Annotated in this window: 18 protein-coding genes and 3 pseudogenes; 13 read left to right on the top strand and 8 right to left on the bottom strand. The window is 70.4% G+C overall.

Annotation, left to right across the window (positions count from 1 at the left end):
• Positions 1-24 precede the first annotated feature (24 nt).
• The 3 genes and pseudogenes from GEV07_12300 (at position 25) to GEV07_12290 (ending at position 2,811) form a co-directional block, all read left to right on the top strand.
• A pseudogene (locus GEV07_12300) lies at positions 25-701 on the top strand (response regulator).
• Positions 701-1,933: a HAMP domain-containing protein gene (locus GEV07_12295; protein MQA03460.1), complete on the top strand. Its 1,233-nt coding sequence runs from the start codon at positions 701-703 to the stop codon at positions 1,931-1,933. Before GEV07_12300 ends, GEV07_12295 begins: the two are co-directional and overlap by 1 nt.
• Positions 1,934-2,035: 102 nt before the next feature.
• A pseudogene (locus GEV07_12290) lies at positions 2,036-2,811 on the top strand (aldolase).
• A gap of 2 nt (positions 2,812-2,813) precedes the next feature.
• On the opposite strand, the gene GEV07_12285 reads toward GEV07_12290, so the two are convergent.
• Both GEV07_12285 and GEV07_12280 read right to left on the bottom strand, forming a co-directional pair.
• Positions 2,814-3,158: an N-acetyltransferase gene (locus tag GEV07_12285; protein ID MQA03459.1), complete on the bottom strand. Its 345-nt coding sequence runs from the start codon at positions 3,156-3,158 to the stop codon at positions 2,814-2,816.
• Between the two features lie 8 nt (positions 3,159-3,166).
• A complete protein-coding gene (locus GEV07_12280; protein MQA03458.1) occupies positions 3,167-3,850 on the bottom strand; it encodes a hypothetical protein in 684 nt (227 codons plus the stop codon).
• 158 nt (positions 3,851-4,008) lie between these two features.
• On the opposite strand from GEV07_12280, the gene GEV07_12275 reads away from it, so the two are divergent.
• Positions 4,009-5,028, top strand: a complete 1,020-nt coding sequence (locus GEV07_12275) for a pirin family protein (GenBank protein ID MQA03457.1) — start codon at positions 4,009-4,011, stop codon at positions 5,026-5,028.
• Here GEV07_12275 and GEV07_12270 read toward each other — a convergent pair.
• From GEV07_12270 to GEV07_12255, 4 genes are all read right to left on the bottom strand, one after another.
• Complete coding sequence (locus tag GEV07_12270) at positions 5,012-5,515, bottom strand: STAS domain-containing protein (protein MQA03456.1); 504 nt, start codon at positions 5,513-5,515, stop codon at positions 5,012-5,014. The two genes, GEV07_12275 and GEV07_12270, sit on opposite strands and share 17 nt — an antisense overlap.
• Positions 5,516-5,642: 127 nt before the next feature.
• Positions 5,643-6,419: a methyltransferase gene (locus GEV07_12265; protein ID MQA03455.1), complete on the bottom strand. Its 777-nt coding sequence runs from the start codon at positions 6,417-6,419 to the stop codon at positions 5,643-5,645.
• A 183-nt stretch (positions 6,420-6,602) separates the two neighbouring features.
• Entirely contained in the window at positions 6,603-7,607 is a 1,005-nt protein-coding gene (locus GEV07_12260; GenBank protein ID MQA03454.1) for a methyltransferase domain-containing protein, read from the bottom strand.
• 44 nt (positions 7,608-7,651) lie between these two features.
• On the bottom strand, positions 7,652-8,803 hold the full coding sequence (locus GEV07_12255) for an MFS transporter (GenBank protein ID MQA03453.1): 1,152 nt from the start codon (positions 8,801-8,803) through the stop codon (positions 7,652-7,654).
• 239 nt (positions 8,804-9,042) lie between these two features.
• Here GEV07_12255 and GEV07_12250 point away from each other — a divergent pair, with 239 nt between their 5' ends.
• Positions 9,043-9,453: a hypothetical protein gene (locus GEV07_12250; GenBank protein ID MQA03452.1), complete on the top strand. Its 411-nt coding sequence runs from the start codon at positions 9,043-9,045 to the stop codon at positions 9,451-9,453.
• Here GEV07_12250 and GEV07_12245 read toward each other — a convergent pair.
• Positions 9,450-10,148 carry an MBL fold metallo-hydrolase gene (locus GEV07_12245; GenBank protein MQA03451.1) on the bottom strand — a complete coding sequence of 233 codons (699 nt, stop codon included), beginning with the start codon at positions 10,146-10,148 and terminating at the stop codon, positions 9,450-9,452. The genes GEV07_12250 and GEV07_12245 overlap by 4 nt on opposite strands.
• Positions 10,149-10,244: 96 nt before the next feature.
• On the opposite strand from GEV07_12245, the gene GEV07_12240 reads away from it, so the two are divergent.
• The 8 genes and pseudogenes from GEV07_12240 to GEV07_12205 all read left to right on the top strand — a co-directional run bounded on the left by GEV07_12240 (position 10,245) and on the right by GEV07_12205 (position 17,081).
• The gene (locus GEV07_12240; GenBank protein ID MQA03450.1) at positions 10,245-10,955 is read left to right on the top strand and encodes an FCD domain-containing protein; all 711 of its coding nucleotides are present in this window, start codon (positions 10,245-10,247) and stop codon (positions 10,953-10,955) included.
• The gene (locus GEV07_12235; protein MQA03449.1) at positions 10,949-12,433 is read left to right on the top strand and encodes a xylulokinase; all 1,485 of its coding nucleotides are present in this window, start codon (positions 10,949-10,951) and stop codon (positions 12,431-12,433) included. Before GEV07_12240 ends, GEV07_12235 begins: the two co-directional genes overlap by 7 nt.
• Complete coding sequence (locus GEV07_12230) at positions 12,430-13,896, top strand: FAD-binding protein (protein ID MQA03448.1); 1,467 nt, start codon at positions 12,430-12,432, stop codon at positions 13,894-13,896. Before GEV07_12235 ends, GEV07_12230 begins: the two co-directional genes overlap by 4 nt.
• Positions 13,893-14,912, top strand: a complete 1,020-nt coding sequence (locus tag GEV07_12225) for an alcohol dehydrogenase catalytic domain-containing protein (GenBank protein ID MQA03447.1) — start codon at positions 13,893-13,895, stop codon at positions 14,910-14,912. The genes GEV07_12230 and GEV07_12225 overlap by 4 nt, the downstream gene beginning before the upstream one ends.
• Before the next feature lie 118 nt (positions 14,913-15,030).
• On the top strand, positions 15,031-15,513 hold the full coding sequence (locus tag GEV07_12220) for an MFS transporter (GenBank protein MQA03446.1): 483 nt from the start codon (positions 15,031-15,033) through the stop codon (positions 15,511-15,513).
• Positions 15,447-16,280, top strand: a complete 834-nt coding sequence (locus GEV07_12215) for an MFS transporter (GenBank protein ID MQA03445.1) — start codon at positions 15,447-15,449, stop codon at positions 16,278-16,280. The genes GEV07_12220 and GEV07_12215 overlap by 67 nt, the downstream gene beginning before the upstream one ends.
• Positions 16,235-16,762: pseudogene (locus tag GEV07_12210) on the top strand (SDR family NAD(P)-dependent oxidoreductase). The gene GEV07_12215 and the pseudogene GEV07_12210 overlap by 46 nt, the downstream one beginning before the upstream one ends.
• Complete coding sequence (locus tag GEV07_12205; GenBank protein ID MQA03444.1) at positions 16,734-17,081, top strand: SDR family oxidoreductase; 348 nt, start codon at positions 16,734-16,736, stop codon at positions 17,079-17,081. Before GEV07_12210 ends, GEV07_12205 begins: the two are co-directional and overlap by 29 nt.
• 38 nt (positions 17,082-17,119) lie before the next feature.
• On the opposite strand, the gene GEV07_12200 is transcribed toward GEV07_12205, so the two are convergent.
• Positions 17,120-18,001, bottom strand: a complete 882-nt coding sequence (locus GEV07_12200; GenBank protein ID MQA03443.1) for a LysR family transcriptional regulator — start codon at positions 17,999-18,001, stop codon at positions 17,120-17,122.
• Positions 18,002-18,021 lie beyond the last annotated feature (20 nt).

Raw genomic sequence — 18,021 nt, 5'->3', positions numbered from 1 at the left:
CGCTGCACAGGTGCGCGGATTCTCGTGGTGGAAGACGAGGAAGACCTGGTCGAGGCGGTACGGGTCGGCCTCGTACGGGCCGGGTACGCCGTCGACACGGCGCTGGACGCACGGGTCGCGTCCGAGAAGCTCTACGGCAACGCGTACGACCTGCTGCTGCTCGATCTCAGCCTGCCAGGTGGTGACGGCTTCCAGATCTGCCGGGCCATCCGCGGCGGCGAGCTCGACGGTATGACACCCGCCGACGTCCGCATCCTCATGCTCACCGCACGCGACGGGCTCACCGACCGGGTCCGCGGGCTGGACGAGGGCGCCGACGACTATCTCGCCAAGCCGTTCGCGTTCGCCGAGCTGCTCGCCCGGGTGCGGGCCCTGCTGCGACGCGACCTGGACAACGTCAGCGCGGTGTGGACCGTCGGCGCACTCCGGTTGGACACCGCCAGGCACGAGGTGCGGCGCAACGGCCGGCACGTCGACCTGACGCCGAAGGAGTTCGGCGTGCTGCAGTACCTGATGGGCAGGCCGGGGCACGTGGTCTCGGCTGAGCAGCTGCTCGAGCACGTGTGGGACGAGAACGCCGACCCGTTCACCAACCCGTGCGGGTAACGGTCGGCACGCTGCGGCGCAAGCTCACCCGCGACGGGGCGTCGCCGATCGAGACGGTCGTGGGACGCGGCTACCGCCTGAAGGAGGACGGCTGATGACCAGGCTCCGGGTGCCGGACTTCGTCTACTCGATCAGGTTCCGGCTGACGGTGATGTACTCGACGCTGCTGTTCGCGCTGGCCGCGCTCGTGCTCGGCGGCATCTACCTGGCGGTCTCGCGTAGCACGGAGGCGCAGCCGATCACCAAGACCTACCGTGCCGAGAAGGTGCTGCGCGACTCCAGCGGCAGCGAGCAGGTGGTGGGTCAGGTCGACGTGGTGAAGGTGCAACAGGTCGAGCAGGCCGTGAACTACCAGACCATGCAGAACCTGCGTACGTACTCGCTCGGCATGCTCGGCGGCCTCTTCGTCGCGAGCCTCGGTATCGGCTGGATGCTCTCCGGTCGTGCGCTGCGCCCCGTACGGGCGATCGCCCGTACGGCCGAGGACATCCAGGCGACCGACCTGTCCAGGCGGATCAAGCTCGGCGGGCCCCGGGACGAGCTGCGCTACCTCGGCGACACGGTCGACTCCATGCTCGACCGCATCGACCGAGCGTTCCGTGCCGAGCGGCAGTTCGTCGACGACGCGTCGCACGAGCTGCGTACACCGCTGTCGATCATCCGCGCCAACGTCGACGCGGTGCTGACCGCTCCGGACGCCACGGACGACGAGCGGCGGCGTGCCGCCCTTGTCGTCGACCGTGCGACGACGCGGATGACGCAGCTCGTCGACGACCTGCTCGCCACCGCGCGCCGGTCGGGCAATGCCTTCCACGACACCGACGTCGACCTGGGCAAGGTCGTGCACGAGGCGGCCGACGAGTACGAACCGCTCGCGGCCGAGCGCGGCCTGACCATCGCCAGAGCCATCCAGGGCGGCCTGCTGACCATCGGTGACCACGACGCGCTGCGCAGGGCGGTCGGCAACCTGCTCTCCAACGCCGTGCGGCTGACGCCCACGCACACCACGCTCACCGTCGCGGCCGGCCGTAACGGAACCTGGTTGTGGGCGGCCGTGAGCGACGCCGGGCCTGGGATCCCGGACGCCGACCAGCTGCAGGTCTTCGACCGCTTCTGGCGCTCCGCCGACGGCGACTCAGGCAGCCGGCGTACGGGGCTCGGGCTGGCCATCGTGCGGCAGATCGTGGAGGCACACGGCGGCCACGTACGGCTGTTCTCCGCGGTGGGCGAGGGCAGCACGTTCGTGATGTGGCTGGCTCCCCGCGACGGTTCGGGTGCGGGCGGCCCGCCAGAAGGCAACCCGCTGGTGGCGCGGTCAACCGGTTGACCGCGTTTCCGGCCGGCTCGTAGATTGACGGCAGGTTGCCCGGCGCGGTGTACGTTGCGGCCGCTGCCGCCGGCGCGTTCTCGTCGACGACAGGGAGGTACGATGCGCGGCACCGTGAAGCAGGCGTTGGGCCGAGGTGACGTCGTACTCGGCACGTTCGTGTTGGAGTTCGCGACGCTGGGCATCGGGCGGCTCGCCGCGAGCGCCGGCGCGGAGTTCGTCATCTACGACACGAGCACACCGGCTGGGGCTGGGAGACCGTCGCCGGCGTGGTGGCCACCACGCGTCCCACCGCGGCCGAGGCGTTCGTCCGGGTCCCGCTGGCGCAGCGTTCGTACGTCTCACGCGCACTGGCCGCGGGCGCGACCGGGCTGATGATCCCCATGGTGGAGAGCGCGGAGAGCGCCAGCGAGATCGTCGGGTGGGCGAAGTACCCGCCGGTGGGCGTACGCGGTGCCGCGTTCGGCGTGGGCCACGACGACTACGCGACCGGCGGCGCCGTGGACTACATGCGCGACTTCAACGCCGACATCGTGCTCATGCCGCAGATCGAGACCGTGGCCGGGCTGGACGCCGTGGACGAGATCGCGGCCGTCGACGGTGTCGACGTGCTGTGGGTCGGCCACTCCGACCTCACCAACAGCATGGGCATCCCCGGGCAGTTCGACCACCCGGACTACCTCGGTGCGCTCGACAAGGTGGTCGGCGCGGCGAAGCGGAACGGCAAGGCCGCCGGGTTCCTGGCCGGGAGCACGCAGGAGGCCACTATGCTGCTCGACCGTGGCTGCCGCATCATCGCGTACGGCGGCGACCTGTGGATCTACCGGGAGGCGTTGCGCAACGGGCTCGCCGAGACGCGTGCGAGCCTGCACGGCTGAGGTCAGCCGGCCGGGTCGCCGTCTTGCACCACCTCCTCCACGGCGCTGATGATCGCCGCGGTGACCGGGTCGATGCTGTCGTCGAAGTCGTGATGCTTCCGCACGTAGCCGGCCACGAACGGGCAGAGTGCCACGATGCGCATGCCGTTGTCGCGGGTGTCCGCGAGCGCCCGCGTCACCAGGGTGCCGGCGAGCCCGCGTCCGGCGAACGCCTCGTCGGTCTCGGTGTGGTAAAAGATCCGCTGCCCGTCGCGGTCGAGGTACTCGGTGAAGCCGGCGGGCGCACATCCGACGGTGCTCTCGTAGCGGTGGTGCCTGCCGACGTTGGTCACGGCGATGTCGTCCACGCCACTCACTATGCCCTACCCGGCGTCCGGGCGAGCATGGCTCGCGCTGCGGGGAGGCAGCCGAGCAGGAGCAGTACGAGACCGGCGATCCCGACCGTCTCGACGGGGCGCCCGGGTAGGACGAACCCCGCCATGGTCACCGGGCTGCTGGCGATCAGTGCCCAGCACGCCCACCGCGCGACGGCGCGGGCCCGCAGCAGCGCGATGCCGAAGAGTACGTAGGCGACCAGGTGACCGAACACGTAGGTGAGGAGGAAGAACGTCATCACCGCGCTGGTCTCGAACCTCGAGTACAGGTCGGCGTACTGCCCGCTGTCCGGGAGCTGGGCCATCGTTCTCGCCAGGTCGTCCAGGGCGATCAGGGCGGCGAAGGGCAGCCAGCCCATGACACCGAGCAGCCCGCTGACCGTGGCGAGCCACGGCGTCCTGCGGTAGGCCAGGTAACCGAGCCCGACGGCGCCGATCGGCAGCAGGAACGAGGCGACGACGTACGCCACCAGGTGGACGCCGTTCGTGACCGGATGCGCGCCAGCGTTGGCGGCGACGGTCAGGCCACCCTCGCCGATCTCCTGGACGGGCGGGTGGAGCGCCGCCCCGACGAGGTAGCCGAGCGGCCCGCCGACGATCGCGATCGCCAGCACCGCCCGGCACAGCAGTTCGGGCCCGCTGGGCCGAGGGTTGGAAGAAGTCATGGCGTGCGCCTCCCGGGCCATGATCGGGCCGCTCGAGGCCGGAAGCCAGCCGTTTCGCGGCCGCCGGCTGCCGTGTTGCGGATCGCGTCACTCCCGGTGACGGCATGCGCCGCCGGCTACGCTGGCCGGGAACGGCGGCGAGTTGTCGAGGGGGCGTGATGAGCAACCTGGAGACCGCACCTGCCGAGCTGGCCTGCACCGGTGCCGAGGCCGAGCTGGAGCGCGGGCGCGTGCTCGATGCGCGCGAGGTGCCGCTCGGCGGCCCGCGGGCGATGACCGTACGCCGCACGCTGCCGCTCGGCGACCCGCGGGCGATGACCGTACGCCGCACGCTGCCGCAGCGGGCGCAGTCGCTGATCGGGGCGTGGTGCTTCGTCGACCACTACGGGCCGGACGACGTCGCAGCCACCGGCGGCATGCGGGTGGCCGGGCACCCGCACACCGGGCTGCAGACCGTCTCCTGGTTGTTCAGCGGCGAGGTCGAGCATAGCGACACGACCGGCGCGCACGCGTACGTCCGCCCTGGTGAGCTGAACCTGATGACCGCGGGTTCCGGCATCGCGCACTCGGAGTACTCGACCCCGGACACCTCAGTGCTGCACGGCGCGCAGCTGTGGGTGGCCCTGCCGGAGCGCGACCGGTTCGTGGACGCGGGTTTCGAGAGCTACCTACCGCCGGTGCTCGAGCCCGAAGGCGCTCGCGTGCTGGTGTTCCTCGGCAGTCTGCTCGGGCACACCTCACCGGTCCGCACCTACTCGCCGTTGCTGGGCGCCGACGTCACCGTCGCCGCCGGCCGCACGCTGCGGCTGGACGTCGACCCGGCGTTCGAGCACGGGGTGCTCGTCGACTCCGGTGTGGTGACCACCGCGGGTGTGTCGGCTAGCCAGGGACAGCTGGTCTACGCCGGCGCCCGACAGCTCACCATCGAGGCGTCCGCCGGCGCAGCGGCGCGCGTGCTGCTGCTCGGCGGCGAGCCGCTGGGCGAGCAGCTGGTGATGTGGTGGAACTTCATCGGCCGCAGCCACGAGGAGATCGTCACCTTCCGCGAAGAGTGGGAGCAAGAACGCACCCACAGTGCACGCAGCGCCCCAGGCCGGTACGGCCGCTTCCCCAAAGCCTGGCAGGAGACTCTGCCCGCCCCCGACCTCCCCAACACCCGACTCAGACTCCGCGGCTGAACCGGACGTCTCTGTGGGGGTGGTCGTGGGTCGGGTCGTCGATGGTGGGTTGTAGTTGGTCGAGCCAGTCCGGGGCGGTGGCCTCGCCGTCGCGTTCTCTGGCCGTGGCCAGTGCGCCGGTGAGTGTGTTGTGGATGGCCAGCTGCCACGTCAGGCCGTGGGTGCGGAGCTGGCTGGTCAGCTCGGGGCTTGGACCGACCAGCTGGAGCTGGCCGCCGAGGAGTTTGGCGCGTTCGCCGGTGCGGCGTAACGCGTCCGCGCCGACGGGGTCGAGGTGGTCGACGCCGCTGATGTCGAGGATCAGGCGCGGGCCGTGCCGCGCTAGCGCCTCCAACAGCATGCTTCGGACGCGCATGACGGTCTGCAGCGTGATGGCGCCGATCGCGGTTACCACCGTGTGGCCCGCACGGTGTTGCCGGGCGAGGTACAGCTTGTGCTCGTCCGTCACCTGTGGATCACCTCCGACCGTGGACCAGTGTTCGGCGATCGAGTAGGAAACGCTTCGGAACTACCTTTCTAGCACTGCTTCGGCACGGTCGAACACCCGTACGCCGACTCGACCTGACTGCGGCCGGGCTCCCGGGTGACCCAGGAGCCCGGCCGGTGATCGTTCGTCAGCGCGACCTGATCGCGCGGTACTTTCCGACCGCGCGTCGCGCGGTGCGGTACGCGACGCCGGTGGCGGTGCGGTTGATCGGGGGGTTCTGGACGCGGGTGAACTTGAGCATCCGCTGGCCGCGTGGGTGCCCCCATTTGCCGATGTAGGTGAGCTTCCAGGGACTGAACGAGGCCGCCCAACGGAGGTCGGCGCGGTAGTACCAGAAGGTGTTGGCGTCGGTCTGCATGTGCCCCTTGACCTTGTCCAGGGGCACGTCGGGCCGTTGCTCGTAGAACGTGGTGTAGAACACCCCGCCTGGACGCATGACCTTGGCGATCCGGTAGAGGCAGAGCCGAATGTTGTTCAACGGGATGTGGGTGAAGACGGACTGCGCGATGGCCATGTAGAAGCCGACACCGAAGTCGGCGTCGAACCGGTTGGTGATGCGGAGGTTCTCGACCGGCAGGCGTGCGCGTTGGTCGTCGTCGAGCTCGTGGTCGTAGCCCGCCTGGACGATGTTCGGGTTGATGTCGATGCCGTAGTAGTTGCCCGGTTGGAGATACTCGACGAGGTGGCGGCCGGCGCGGAAGCTGCCGCAGCCGACGTCGAGGAACCGATGGTCGGGCCGCAGGCCCTGGTCGCGGAGGAAGTCGAGCTGGAGCTTCCCCACCGAGTCCCAGTACCCGCCGACGTAGCGGCGGTGCTTGCCCTTGGCGATCTCCTCAGCGGTGAACTCTCGCCCGTAGTCGCGCTCCGGCCTGAGCTCCTCGATCCGCTGTTCGATGGTTGTCAACGGTGGTCACACCCCTTGAAAGGAAATAGGAATGTCGGCCTTACAGGTGGGTCGGTCGTACTGTGCGGATGTCGCGAAGAGTGGTTCTGAGCAGGCCAGGTGCGCTGTTGTCGAGATGCGACGGCGCATGGCTCGACCTGCCTCTCCGGAAGGGTTTAGGCTAAGTTGGCCCGGTTTACTCAGTCAAACTCGGGCCGTGGTGTGTCGTCGATCGGAGAGCGCGATCATGGTCCAGGCGTTCCTGTTGTACGAGTACCCGTAGCCGAACCCGGTGCGGAACAGGTCCCTGATCTTGATCACCTCGACCGAGTCGAAGCCGACGGCGAGCAGGTCGCGCATCCGCGGCGCGCTGAGCAGGTTCCAGAAGTACCGGCGCACCGGCTGCACGACGTGTTCGGGCTGGTCGGCCATGTGGAAGAAGCTGACCACGAGTCCCACCCGCGCGAGCCGGCGCGCCTCCCGCACCGCCTGCTCGATCGCCGCCGGCGACAGGTGCTCGAACAGGTCGAAGGCCAGTACGTAGTCATAGCTGCCGTTCTCGTACGGCAGGGCGAGGACGTCCTGCACCTCGAAGTCTACGTCGGGGAACCGGCGGCGCGCGTTGGCGACGTTCGCCTCGCTGAGGTCGACGCCGGTGTAGTCGAGGAACCTGGCGAGGCCGTAGCTGTCGAAGTAGCGGTAGTCGTTCGCCGAGCCGCAGGCGAACTCGAGCACCCGCAGGGGTCCGGCCGACCGGTGCCGCAGCGCCTCCGCCCACCGCTTCTCGTAGTGGTCCTGCCAGTCGGCGATCACGGCGGTGACCTCGAGCACCCGCGCGCGCCTCGCGGCGTCGCTCGACGTCCCCATCCGCACCCCGAGCTCACGGGCCCGCCGGCGCAGCGCCTTGGTCGCCCGGACACAGTGCTCGAGCTCCTCGCGCATCAGCTGCGCGTGCTCGTCGCCGAAGAGCTCGCCGATCAGGTGGTGCCGGGTGAGGATGCTCTGCGCATTGATCTGGGGGTTCTGGAAGCCGCTGACCAGGTACGTGTCCAGTGCCGCGGGATCGCCGCCGGCCCAGCTGGCCCTGAGCGTCCTGCGTTCCGCACCCACCGATGTCGGCGGCCGGCCGGGGCACAGCCGGTGCTTCAGCCGGGCAGCCCAGCTCCGCCGCCGGCTACCGCGCGGGGCGATCTTCTCCACCAGACCCATCGGGCGCTCCCTGGTGGCCACCAAATCCCGGATCGCGTCGCGGGTCAACCGCCGCCGGTGGGTTTCCGCCGTACCGGGACGAGCGGTACGGCGAGCAGCGGGAAGATGGCGACGGCGGCGAAGGCGAGCGCGTAGCCGTACTCGGTGACGGCGGCGCCGACGAGCGGCGCGACGGCCGACGCCACGAGCAGCTGGCCGGTGTTGTGGGTGCCCATCGCGCGACCGGACCACGACGGGCCGGCGATCTCGGCGACCGAGGTGAAGGCGAGCGCGTTCGGCGAGACCGTGACCACCGACGCGACGACGGCAAGCGCGATGGCCAGCACCGAGTCCTCGAGCAGCGCGAGCGCGAGCATCGACACGCACGTCACTGCGGCGATGATCCGCATCGGCCCGAGGCGGCTGCGTACCCGGTCGGACCAGACGCCGGCCCCGACCCGGCCGAACGCTCCGAGCAGCTGGACCACGGCGACGAGGGCACTGGCCGCGCCGATCGACCACTCCTTGGCGTCCACGAGCCACACGAGCGTGAACGTCCAGATCGTGAACTGCGGCACTACGAGCAGGATGGATGCGCTGTGGATGCGCAAGAGCCGGCTGTCGCGGCGGTACGGGTTGGCCAGGTAGCCGAGCTCCTCCGACTCTGCGCGGCTCGGCCGGGGCGGGTCCACCACGAGCAGCGCGGTGAGGACGGTAGCGGCGAAGCACATCCCGCCGATCAGCAGCAGGGTGGGGCGTACGCCGTAGCTGTCGACCAGGCTGGGGACGATCGCGGCCGTGATGCCGACGCCGACCGGCTGCGAGGCCTGGCGGATCCCCATGGCCGTACCGCGGCGGTGCGGCGGGAACCAGCCGACGATCAGCCGGCCGCTCGCGGAGTTGATGCTGCCGCCGCCCATGCCGCCGAGGAGCAGGAAGACGCCCATCGCCACGAACGACGAGGCGAAGCCGGCAGTCGCGGACGCCACGGCGAGGATGCCGAGGCCGATGGTGATGGACAGCCGCTCACCGATGCGGTCGACGATCACACCCCACGCGAAGAGGGTGAGCAGATTACCGACTATTGGCGCGGACGCGAGCAACCCCGCCTGCGCGAGGCTCATGTCGAGCGTGAGGTGGAGGTGGGGGATGAAGAACGGCACCACGTTGAGGAACACGGTGGCGGTGATCTGCGCCGCCATGCTGACGACCAGCATCAGCCACAGGTTGGTTGTCGTCGACCTTCGCACGGTTACGCGAGCAACCCACCGATGCGGTTCCGCACCGGGTGGAGCCGGCAGCCTCGCCCGCCGGTCATGTCTTCGCTCACCTCGCGGTCGGGTGCGGACTGCTCCACAGCTACAGGTGTCCACGATAACCCGCGGCGCGAACCGCGGGCGCACACCGACAGGGGACGCTACTCTTGTTGAACTCTTTCGCGGACCCGAGGAGCGCCGTGGGCACAGTGGTGAGCAGGGTGTTGTTGGCGATCTGTGCGGTCTGTGCCGTAGCGGGTGGCGCCGCGCTCGTCGCGCAGGTCGTCGTCTACTTCGGCGCCGACCAGTACATGCCCGAGTTCCAGGTCGGTGGTTACGGCTTCCTCATCGGCGTGGTCGGCCTCGGCCTCTACGTGGGCGGTGCGGTCCGGCTGCACGTCGTCGCGCGGATCGCGGTCGGGGTGCTGGTGGCGTTGATGAGCTACATCGCCACGTTCGTCATCGCGTTCCTCGTCTCGCTGGCTGCCCACCCGGGCGGCCCGCGGGGCAACCTGGAGGACGGCACCATCGGCGCGATCTGGGTGCTGGTCGGCGGGTTCCTCGCCGTCCGCGCGGCGATGCGCGGCTGGCCGGTGCGCCGTACGGCCTAGAGCGTTGCCGCGGTCTCGCGGAGCGCGGTACCGGCCGCTTCGAGAATCGGGTCGCCGTGGCCGAAGCAGGCGGTTTCGACGTCGAGCTCCGCAAGCCGTCGGAACGACGACAGCGTCCGGGCGCGGTTGACGTTGAACACGCCGGGCAGTGGCTTGCCGTCGACGTTCGCCGCGGCGTCGCCGGTGAACAGCACCCGCGCCGCCCGCAGGTGCAGGGCGATGCTGCCCTCGGTGTGTCCAGGCACCGAGATCACCCGTGCGCCGCCGCCGAAGTTCAGGACGTCGCCGTCGTAGAGCTCGCGGTCGACCCGCACCGGCGGCGCCGGCGGCAGGTCGGGTTTGGCGTCCCAGATGTCCCGTTCCCACTCCGGCGCGTGGGTGAGGTTGGGCGGGGGCGCGGACAGGTCACCCCGGATCACCGGGGCGTCGTGCATGTGGGCCATCACCGTCACCTGTCCCCAGGTGCTGATCTCGGCGGCGGAACCGACGTGATCCTCGTGGTGGTGGGTGAGGACGACCCGCTTCAGGTCGGTCTTCTCCAGGCCGATCTCGGCGATGGCGTCCGCGATCTCCCCGGCCGCGGCTGCGGGACCGGCGTCGATCAGCGTGAGTCCGCCGTCGTCGTGCCATAGGTAGACCTGTCCGAACGACAGGGTGACCAGGTGCAGTTCCCGGCGCAGCTCGACGACCTCCATGCATGCGACTCTAAGCATCCGGGAGGCGGGGCGTCATGGGAGGTTCGCGACGAGCAGACACGACCCGTTGACAGGCCTGTATACCACTATGTATCCATGACGGGACACAGGAGGTGCGATGGCGGACCGGGTGGCACAGTCGGCAACAGGAGCGGTTGCCGACCGGGTGTACGAGCAGCTGCGCAGGGAGATACTCGACCTGTCGCTGAGGCCCGGCGAGCGGGTCACGGAGAACACCTGGCCGCGCGGCTCAACGCCAGCCGCACACCGGTCAGGCAGGCGCTGCACCGGTTGCGCGAGGACCGGTTGCTCGAGGCGGCCAGCGGCGGTGGCCTGCAGATCGCGCAGCTCTCGCCGGGTGACGTCGGTCAGCTGTGTGACCTGCTCGCCGTCGTCGACAGCTACCTGTTCTCGCGGGCCGCGGAGCGCGGCAGGGAAGGCGACGCCGGCCAGCGGCTGGTCGAGCTGGCCAAGCAGCTGGTGAAGGCCGCCAAGACGCACGACCTGGACGCCTGGCGCGAGCTCGACTCGGCGTACCACGCGGTGATCCACGACCTCGCGGACAACCCGTGGGCGTCCGACGTGAGCAACGAGACCCGCGCGCGGTTGCACCGGTTCTGGGTGCCGTCGTCCGACCGGCAGAAGCGACTGGCCAAGTGCAGCACCGAGCACACGGAGATGGCGAAGGCGATCGCTGCGGGTAACCCGGACGCCGCCGCCGCGGTGGTCGGCGAGCACGTCGCGCACATGCGCAGCAGCCTGCTCGCGGTGTTCGAGGCGGCCAGCCCACTGCTGGGCTCGTGGTAAGGCGTCCCGTGCTGCTCCTCGGTATCGACCTCGGGCAGAGCGCCGTCAAGGCGACCGCCGTGACGGCGGACGGCGAGGTGCTCGCGAGCGCGTCCCGGCCGTGTCCTGTGTCGCACCCGCGTCCCGGGTGGGTGGAGCAGGACCCGGACGCGTGGGTGGACGCGGCGGCCGCGGCCTGCCAGGCATTGTGGGCCGACGTCGAGCCGGGCCGGGTGACCGCCGTGGGGCTGAGCTCGGCCACCCACCACGGCGTGCTGCTGGACGCCGACCTGCGGCCGGTGCGGCCGAGCATCATGCTGACCGACGGGCGGTCGGCCGCCGTCGCTGCGACACTGGACACGTCGCACGCCGACCACATCCTGGCCAGCACCCGCAACGGCGTCTCCGCCACCTGGACGCTCGCGCACCTCGCCTGGCTGGCGGAGCACGAGCCGAGCGCCCTGGAACGTACCCGCACGGTGGTGTTCGCGAAGGACTACGTACGGCTGCGGCTCACCGGTGAGATCGCCACGGACTGGATCGAGGCCGAGGGCAGCCTGCTCTGGGACGTGGCGCGCCGGCGCTGGGACGACACCCTCGTGGCGCTCGCCGGACTGCGGCCGGACCAGCTGCCGCCGGTGTTCGACCCGGTGGCGCCCACCGGCGTGGTCGGTGCGGACGGGGCGCGGCTCAGCGGCATCCCCGCAGGCACGCCGGTGATCGCGGGCTGCTCCGACACGGCCGCGGAGGCGTACGCCGCGGGAGCGAACGCGCCAGGGATCGCCGTGGTGAAGATCGCCACGGCGGGCAACGTGAACGTCGTGACCGACCGGCCGACGCCGGGACCTGGCCTGCTCACCTACACCCACCCGGTGGCAGGGCTGAGCTACCACGCGGTGGCGACGAACTCGGCGGTCAGCTCGTTCGACTGGTGGCGGCAGCTGGTCGAGCTGTCCGACCCCGAGGCGGCCACCGCGGAGGCGGCCGGGGCACCGCCGGGAGCGGTGGTGTTCCACCCGTACCTGCTCGGCGAGCGGGCACCGTGCTGGGACGCCGACCTGCGCGCGACGTTCCTCGGCATCAGCGCCACCACCGACCGCGGCGCGTTGACCCGCGCGGTGCTCGAAGGCGTGGCGCTCTCCCTCACCGACTGCCTCGAGGTGCTCACCGACGCCGGTCACGAGCTGGCGCGCGCGCAGATCATCGGCGGCGGAGCGCGTAGCGCGCTGTGGCGGCAGATCACCGCGGACGCGCTCGGCATACCGCTGACCTACCCGGCGCTGCCCGACGCGTCCGCAGGGGTCGCACTCCTCGCCGGCGCGGGCGCGGGGGAGCCGATGGCCGCGCCGCCACCGGTCGCACACCACGAGCCGGACGCCGCCAGACACAAGGGCTACCGCGAACTGCTCGACGTCTACCGGGACGCCCGCACCGCACTCGCGCCCATCCAGGCCCGGTTGAAGGGCATCAGCTTCGGCGAGGAAGAGAGGTACGCATGAGCGCGCGCGGCCGATACCTGCAGCGGACGCTGCGGCACGAGCTGGCGACGGTGGTCGGCAGCGAGCACGTCAGCACCGACGCCGAGCAGCTGCAGGCACAGGCGGAGGACTGCTCGTGGGTGGCCATGTACCACCGCATGCGCGAGCTCGAGCTGCCGGCCGCGGACGTGGTTGTGCGCCCGGACACCCCGGAGCAGGTCGCGGACATCGTCCGTATCGCGTACGACCGCGGCGTGCCCGTGGTGCCCCGAGGCGGCGGCACCGGCAGCCAGGGTGGCACGTTCGCGCCCTACGGCGGCATCGCGCTCGACCTCGGGCGGATGTCCAGGATCCGCGCGGTGGACACGACCAGCCTGACCGTCGAGGCGGACGCCGGCGCCACCGGCCAGGCGGTCGAGGAGGCGGCCGGCCGCCACGACCTGACGCTGGCGCACTACCCGGGCAGCCTGTACCGCGGCGCGACCTTCGGCGGCTACCTCGCCGCGCGCGGCTCTGGGGTGGTCTCCACCAAGTACGGCAAGGCGGAGGACCAGGTGCTCGCCGTCGAGGCGGTGCTGCCGCCCGGCCGGCTGGTACGTACGCCGGCGACGCCGAACCACGCGGTGGGCCCCGGGCTGCTGCAGCTGCTCGTGGGTTCCGAGGGCACCCACGGGGTGATCACCGGCGCGACCATGCGGCTGGACCCGATACCGACCCGGCGCGCGTTCCTCAGCTTCGTGTTCCCCACCGTCGACGACGGCCTCGCCGCCGCCCGCACGCTCGTCACCGCGCGCTGGCGTCCCGCCGCGATGCGGCTGTACGACGAGGCCGGTAGCGCGTTCCTGAACAAGGTGGTGGACCACGGCGTCGACGGCGTGCTGCTCGTGGTCGTCTGCGACGGCGAGCCGGCGCTGGTGGACGTTGAGCAGCAGGCGATCACGGAGATCTGCACCGGCGCCGGCGGCAAGGACATCGGCGGGGCGGCGGCAAAGGCGTGGTGGGACGGCAAGTACGAGGTGCACAGCGAGGAACGCGCGCCGCGTCCGCCGCTGTTGTTCGGCACGAGTGACGCGTGCTGCACGTTCGACAAGCTGCCCGCGCTGTACCGGGCGAAGAAGCACGCCGTCGAGTCCGAGTTCGCGTCCGTGGGCGTGCGCTACACCGCGCACTTCTCGCACTGGTACCCGTGGGGCGGCATGATCTACGACCGCTTCTACGTCGACGAGCCACCGGCAGACCCGGACGCGGCGCTTGACCTGCACGACCGGCTGTGGGACACCTGCATCCGGGTGAACCTCGACGCGGTGATGAACGACCACCACGGCGTCGGCGAGAAGCTGGCCAGGTTCATGCGTGCACAGCACGGCCCGGCCTTCGACACGCTGCTCGACATCCGTGGTGCCATCGACCCGCTCGGGCTGATGAACCCGGGCAAGCTCGGCTTCGGGGCACCGCGGGTCGCGGTTCAGGGAGCGCAGCGATGAGGGCCGTCGTCTACACCGCGCCAGGTGAGCTCGAGCTGCGCGACGTGCCCGAGCCGGTCGCGGGTGAGCGCGAGGTCGTCGTCGACGTGGCGTACACCGGCATCTGCGGCACCGACCTGTTGGTGTGGCACGGCGGCATGACGCGGGTGCAGCCGCCGGTCGTGCTCGGCCACGAGTTCGTCGGTCGTCTCGCCGCCGCGACCGCGGAGCTACCCGCAGGCGCGCCGGTCGCCGTGGAGCCACTGCTGGAATGCGGCGACTGCTGGGCGTGCCGCAACGGTTGCCGCCACGTCTGCCGGCGGCTGCGGTTGATCGGCGTCGACGTGGACGGCGGCGCTGCTGCCAGGGTCACGGTGCCGGTCGACCGGTTGCACCCGCTGCCGGCGGACGCCGACCTGCGTACGTTCGCGATCACGGAACCTGCCGCGGTGGCAGTGCACATGGTCCGTCGGGCCGGGGTCGCCGAGGGCGAGAAGGTCGCCGTCGTCGGTGGTGGACCGATCGGCGCACTCGTCGCGTCGGTGTGCCGGGCACGCGGTATCGCCGACGTCATCGTGTTCGAACCGCACGAGGATCGCGCACGGTTGCTGCGCGGGCTCGGTCTCGACGTCGTCGACCCGACAGGTGACGACGACGCACTCACTACGTACGTCGCGGAGCGCGCTGGCGGGGAAGGTTTCGACGCGACGTTCGAGGTGTCCGGACACCCGGCGGGGATCGCCGTCGCTCCCGAGGTGACCCGGGTACGTGGAACGGTGCTCGTCGGTGGGCTCTTCCACGAGGCGCCGCGGGTGCCGCTGCCCACCGTCACGCTGCGGGAGCAGACGCTCGTCGGTGCACGGGTCTACACCCCGGCCGACGTCCGTGACGCGATCGACCTGCTCGCCGCAGGTTCGCTGCCCGCCGCCGACCTGATCACCCGCGAGGTCACGGTGGAAGACGCGATCGACGCCGGTTACCGGCACCTGTACGGGGGACGTTCCGACATGAAAGTACTCATCCGGCACCCGCTCTGAAGGACGCGGATCTTGCCATGCCGTACCGTCCCCAAGGAGTCTGACAGTGTCCACTGGCGCACACTCGACAGCAAGCGGAAGCAGTACCACGTCGACCGGTCCGCGCGGGCTGCGAAAGGTGATCCTCGGGGGTGGTATCGGCAACGCCGTCGAGTGGTTCGACTACTCGATGTACGGCTACCGCGCGGCCACCATCGGCGTCATCTTCTTCCCCAGCAAGGACGACACCGCGTCGCTGCTCTCGGCGTTCGCGGTGTTCGCCGTAGCGTTCGCCATCCGGCCGCTCGGCGGTCTGTTCTTCGGCTCGCTCGGCGACCGGATCGGCCGTCGCTCGACGCTGTCGACGGTCGTCCTGTTGATCAGCGCGGCGACGTTCCTCGTTGGCCTGTTGCCCAGCTACGCCACCATCAGCATCGGTGCGCCGATCCTGCTGCTGTTGCTGCGGCTGATCCAGGGGTTCAGTGCAGGCGGTGAGGTGGCAGGCTCGACGTCGCTGCTCGCCGAGTATGCGCCCAATGCGCGGCGCGGTTCATCGTGGGGTTCCAGAACATCTCCGCGTTCGCCGGTGCACTGCTCGGCTCCGTGGTGGTCACCGCCATGACGTACGGCTTCGGGCAGGACGCCATGCAGGCGTGGGGCTGGCGTATCCCGTTCCTCATCGCAGGCCCGCTCGGCCTCGCCGGTCTGTACGTGCGGTTGCGGCTGGAGGAGACGCCCGAGTTCCGTGCCATCGCGAGCGAGGGTGAGGTGTCGGGCGCGCCGTTGCGGGAGGCCATCCGGGGCAACATCGGTGGTATCGGCCGTTGCCTCGGCCTGGCGACGACGCACGCCATCGCGTACTACACGATCCTCGCGTACGTGCCGAACTTCCTGCTGTCGAAGAACAAGGTCGAGGCGGGGGAGGCGTTCCTCGTCACGTGTGCTGCGCTCGTCACGGCGATCGCCGTGCTGCCGTTCGCGTCGCACCTGTCGGACCGGATCGGCCGGCGGAAGGTCACGATCGCCGCGTGTGTCGGCTACCTGGTGCTCGCGTACCCGGTGTTCATGTTGATGTCCAGCGGCGGTCTCGCCAACGCGCTGCTCGGCCAGGTGATCCTCGGCGTCCTGTTCGGCACGTTCGGCAGCGCACCTTTCGCCATGATGGTGGAGATGTTCCCGACCCGGGTGCGGTACAGCTCAGCGTCGGTCGGCTACAACATCGCCATCGCGGCGTTCGGCGGTACTGCGCCGTTCATCGCGACCTGGCTGGTCGAACAGACCAGCAACGAGCTGTCGCCGGCCTGGTACCTGATGGGTGGCGCGGTGCTCTCGCTGATCGCCGCATGGCGCACGACCGAGACGGCCGGGCAGCCGTTGCGGGCGAACTAGGGGTGGCGGGCATGCAGGCGCAATACGACCGGCCGGTAGCAGTAGTCACCGGGTCGTCCCGCGGTATCGGGAAGACCGTCGCGGACTCGCTCGCCGCCGCCGGCTGGACGACGTACGGCTTCGACACCGAAGCCCCCGCCGACGCATGCACGGATGTGCACGGGCGACAGGTGGACGTGACCGACGAGGACGCCGTGGCGGCGCAGGCGCGTCGGCTGGCCGAGGAGACCGGTCGTGTCGACGCGCTCGTGAACGTCGCCGGCATCATCTACAAGGCGCCGGTCGAGGATCTCGACCTCGACCGGTGGCGGCAGGTGTTCGACGTCAACGTCACCGGCGCCATGCTGTCCGTCAAGCACCTGCGCGGCATGCTGGCGGCCGCCGGCCGGGGTCGGGTGGTGAACATCTGCTCGATGACGGCGCGGGTCGGCGTCCCCACGTACAGCGCCTACAGTGCGTCGAAGGCGGCGTTGTGCAACCTCAACCCAGGTCTGGTCGGCGGAGCTCGCGGCGGACGCCGTCACCGTCAACAGCATCAGCCCGGGCTGGGTGTCCACGCAGATGACCGAGACCGGGCTGGTGGGGGAGCTGTCGCGTCGCGGTGGCGTCGCCGCCGAGCGGGCCCGCGCCGAGCTGCTCGACGGCCTGCCGCAGGGCCGGATGATCGAGCCGGGCGAGATCGCCGCGGCCGTCCGCTGGCTGCTGAGCGAGGACGCCGCGTCGATGACCGGAGCCGATCTGCTCCTCGACGGCGGTCTCACCACGAGCCTAGGTTTCGCGAACCTGCTGCGCCTCGGCTGAACCCGCCGGCTGGCTGTGTAGCCGCACACTCGCGCCCGCTACCTCTGACCCGGCTCGAGCAGCTCGAGGAACCTGTCCCTGGTCGTCGAGGAGCGATTCTCCGGCCAGATGGCGTAGAGGCCGAGCTGAACTCCCGAACGGTCCAAGGGTCGGTACACCACACCGGGCACCCCCAGCTGGCTGATGGACTCCGGAACCAGTGCGACGCCGAGGCCACAGGCGACCATGCCGAGCTCGGTGGTCACGCTGTCGCACTCCTGGATGACGTTCGGCACGAAGCCGGCCTCGCGGCAGGCCCGTAGGAGCGTGTCGAAGTACTGGGCTCCTGCCCGCCGGCCGACGAACATGAACGAGCGGTCGGAGAGGTCGGCGAGGTGTATGCGTTCCTGCGTGGCGAGCACGTCGTCGTCGGGCAGCACCGCGACGAACGGCTCCTGCAAGACGCTGATCGAGCAGTACCCGGCATCGCGCGGCAGGTTACGGACGAAGCCGAGATCGAGGCGTTGGGCGTCGATCTCGCGCAGCTGAGCCTCGCCAATGAGCTCGCGCAACGACAGGGAGACGGCGGGATAGCGCTTGCCGAAGCGTCGGACGACGGGCTGCAGGACGTTGGCGAACCCCGAAGGCACACAACCGATGGCGAGGTGGCCATGCTCGCCCCGGTGTGCCGCCTGCGCGATCTCCCTGGTCCGGTCGGCTTGTAGGAGCAGGTTCTTCGCTTCGGTGAGGAGTGCCTCACCGGCAGCGGTCATGCGGACGAAGTGGCGGCTTCGCTCGAACAGCTGCACCCCCAGCTCACGCTCGAGCCGCTTGATCTGTTCGCTGAGCGGGGGCTGCGCGATGTGCAGCCGCGCTGCCGCCCGGGTGAAGCTGAGCTCCTCGGCGACCGCGACGAAGTAGCGCAGACGACGCAGCTCCATCGCAGCAATGATACGGAACG

The sequence above is a fragment of the Streptosporangiales bacterium genome, from assembly GCA_009379825.1.
GTDB lineage: Bacteria > Actinomycetota > Actinomycetes > Streptosporangiales > WHST01 > WHST01.
The sequence above is the reverse complement of the archived record's forward strand: the minus strand, read 5'-3'. Positions and strand labels throughout refer to the sequence as shown.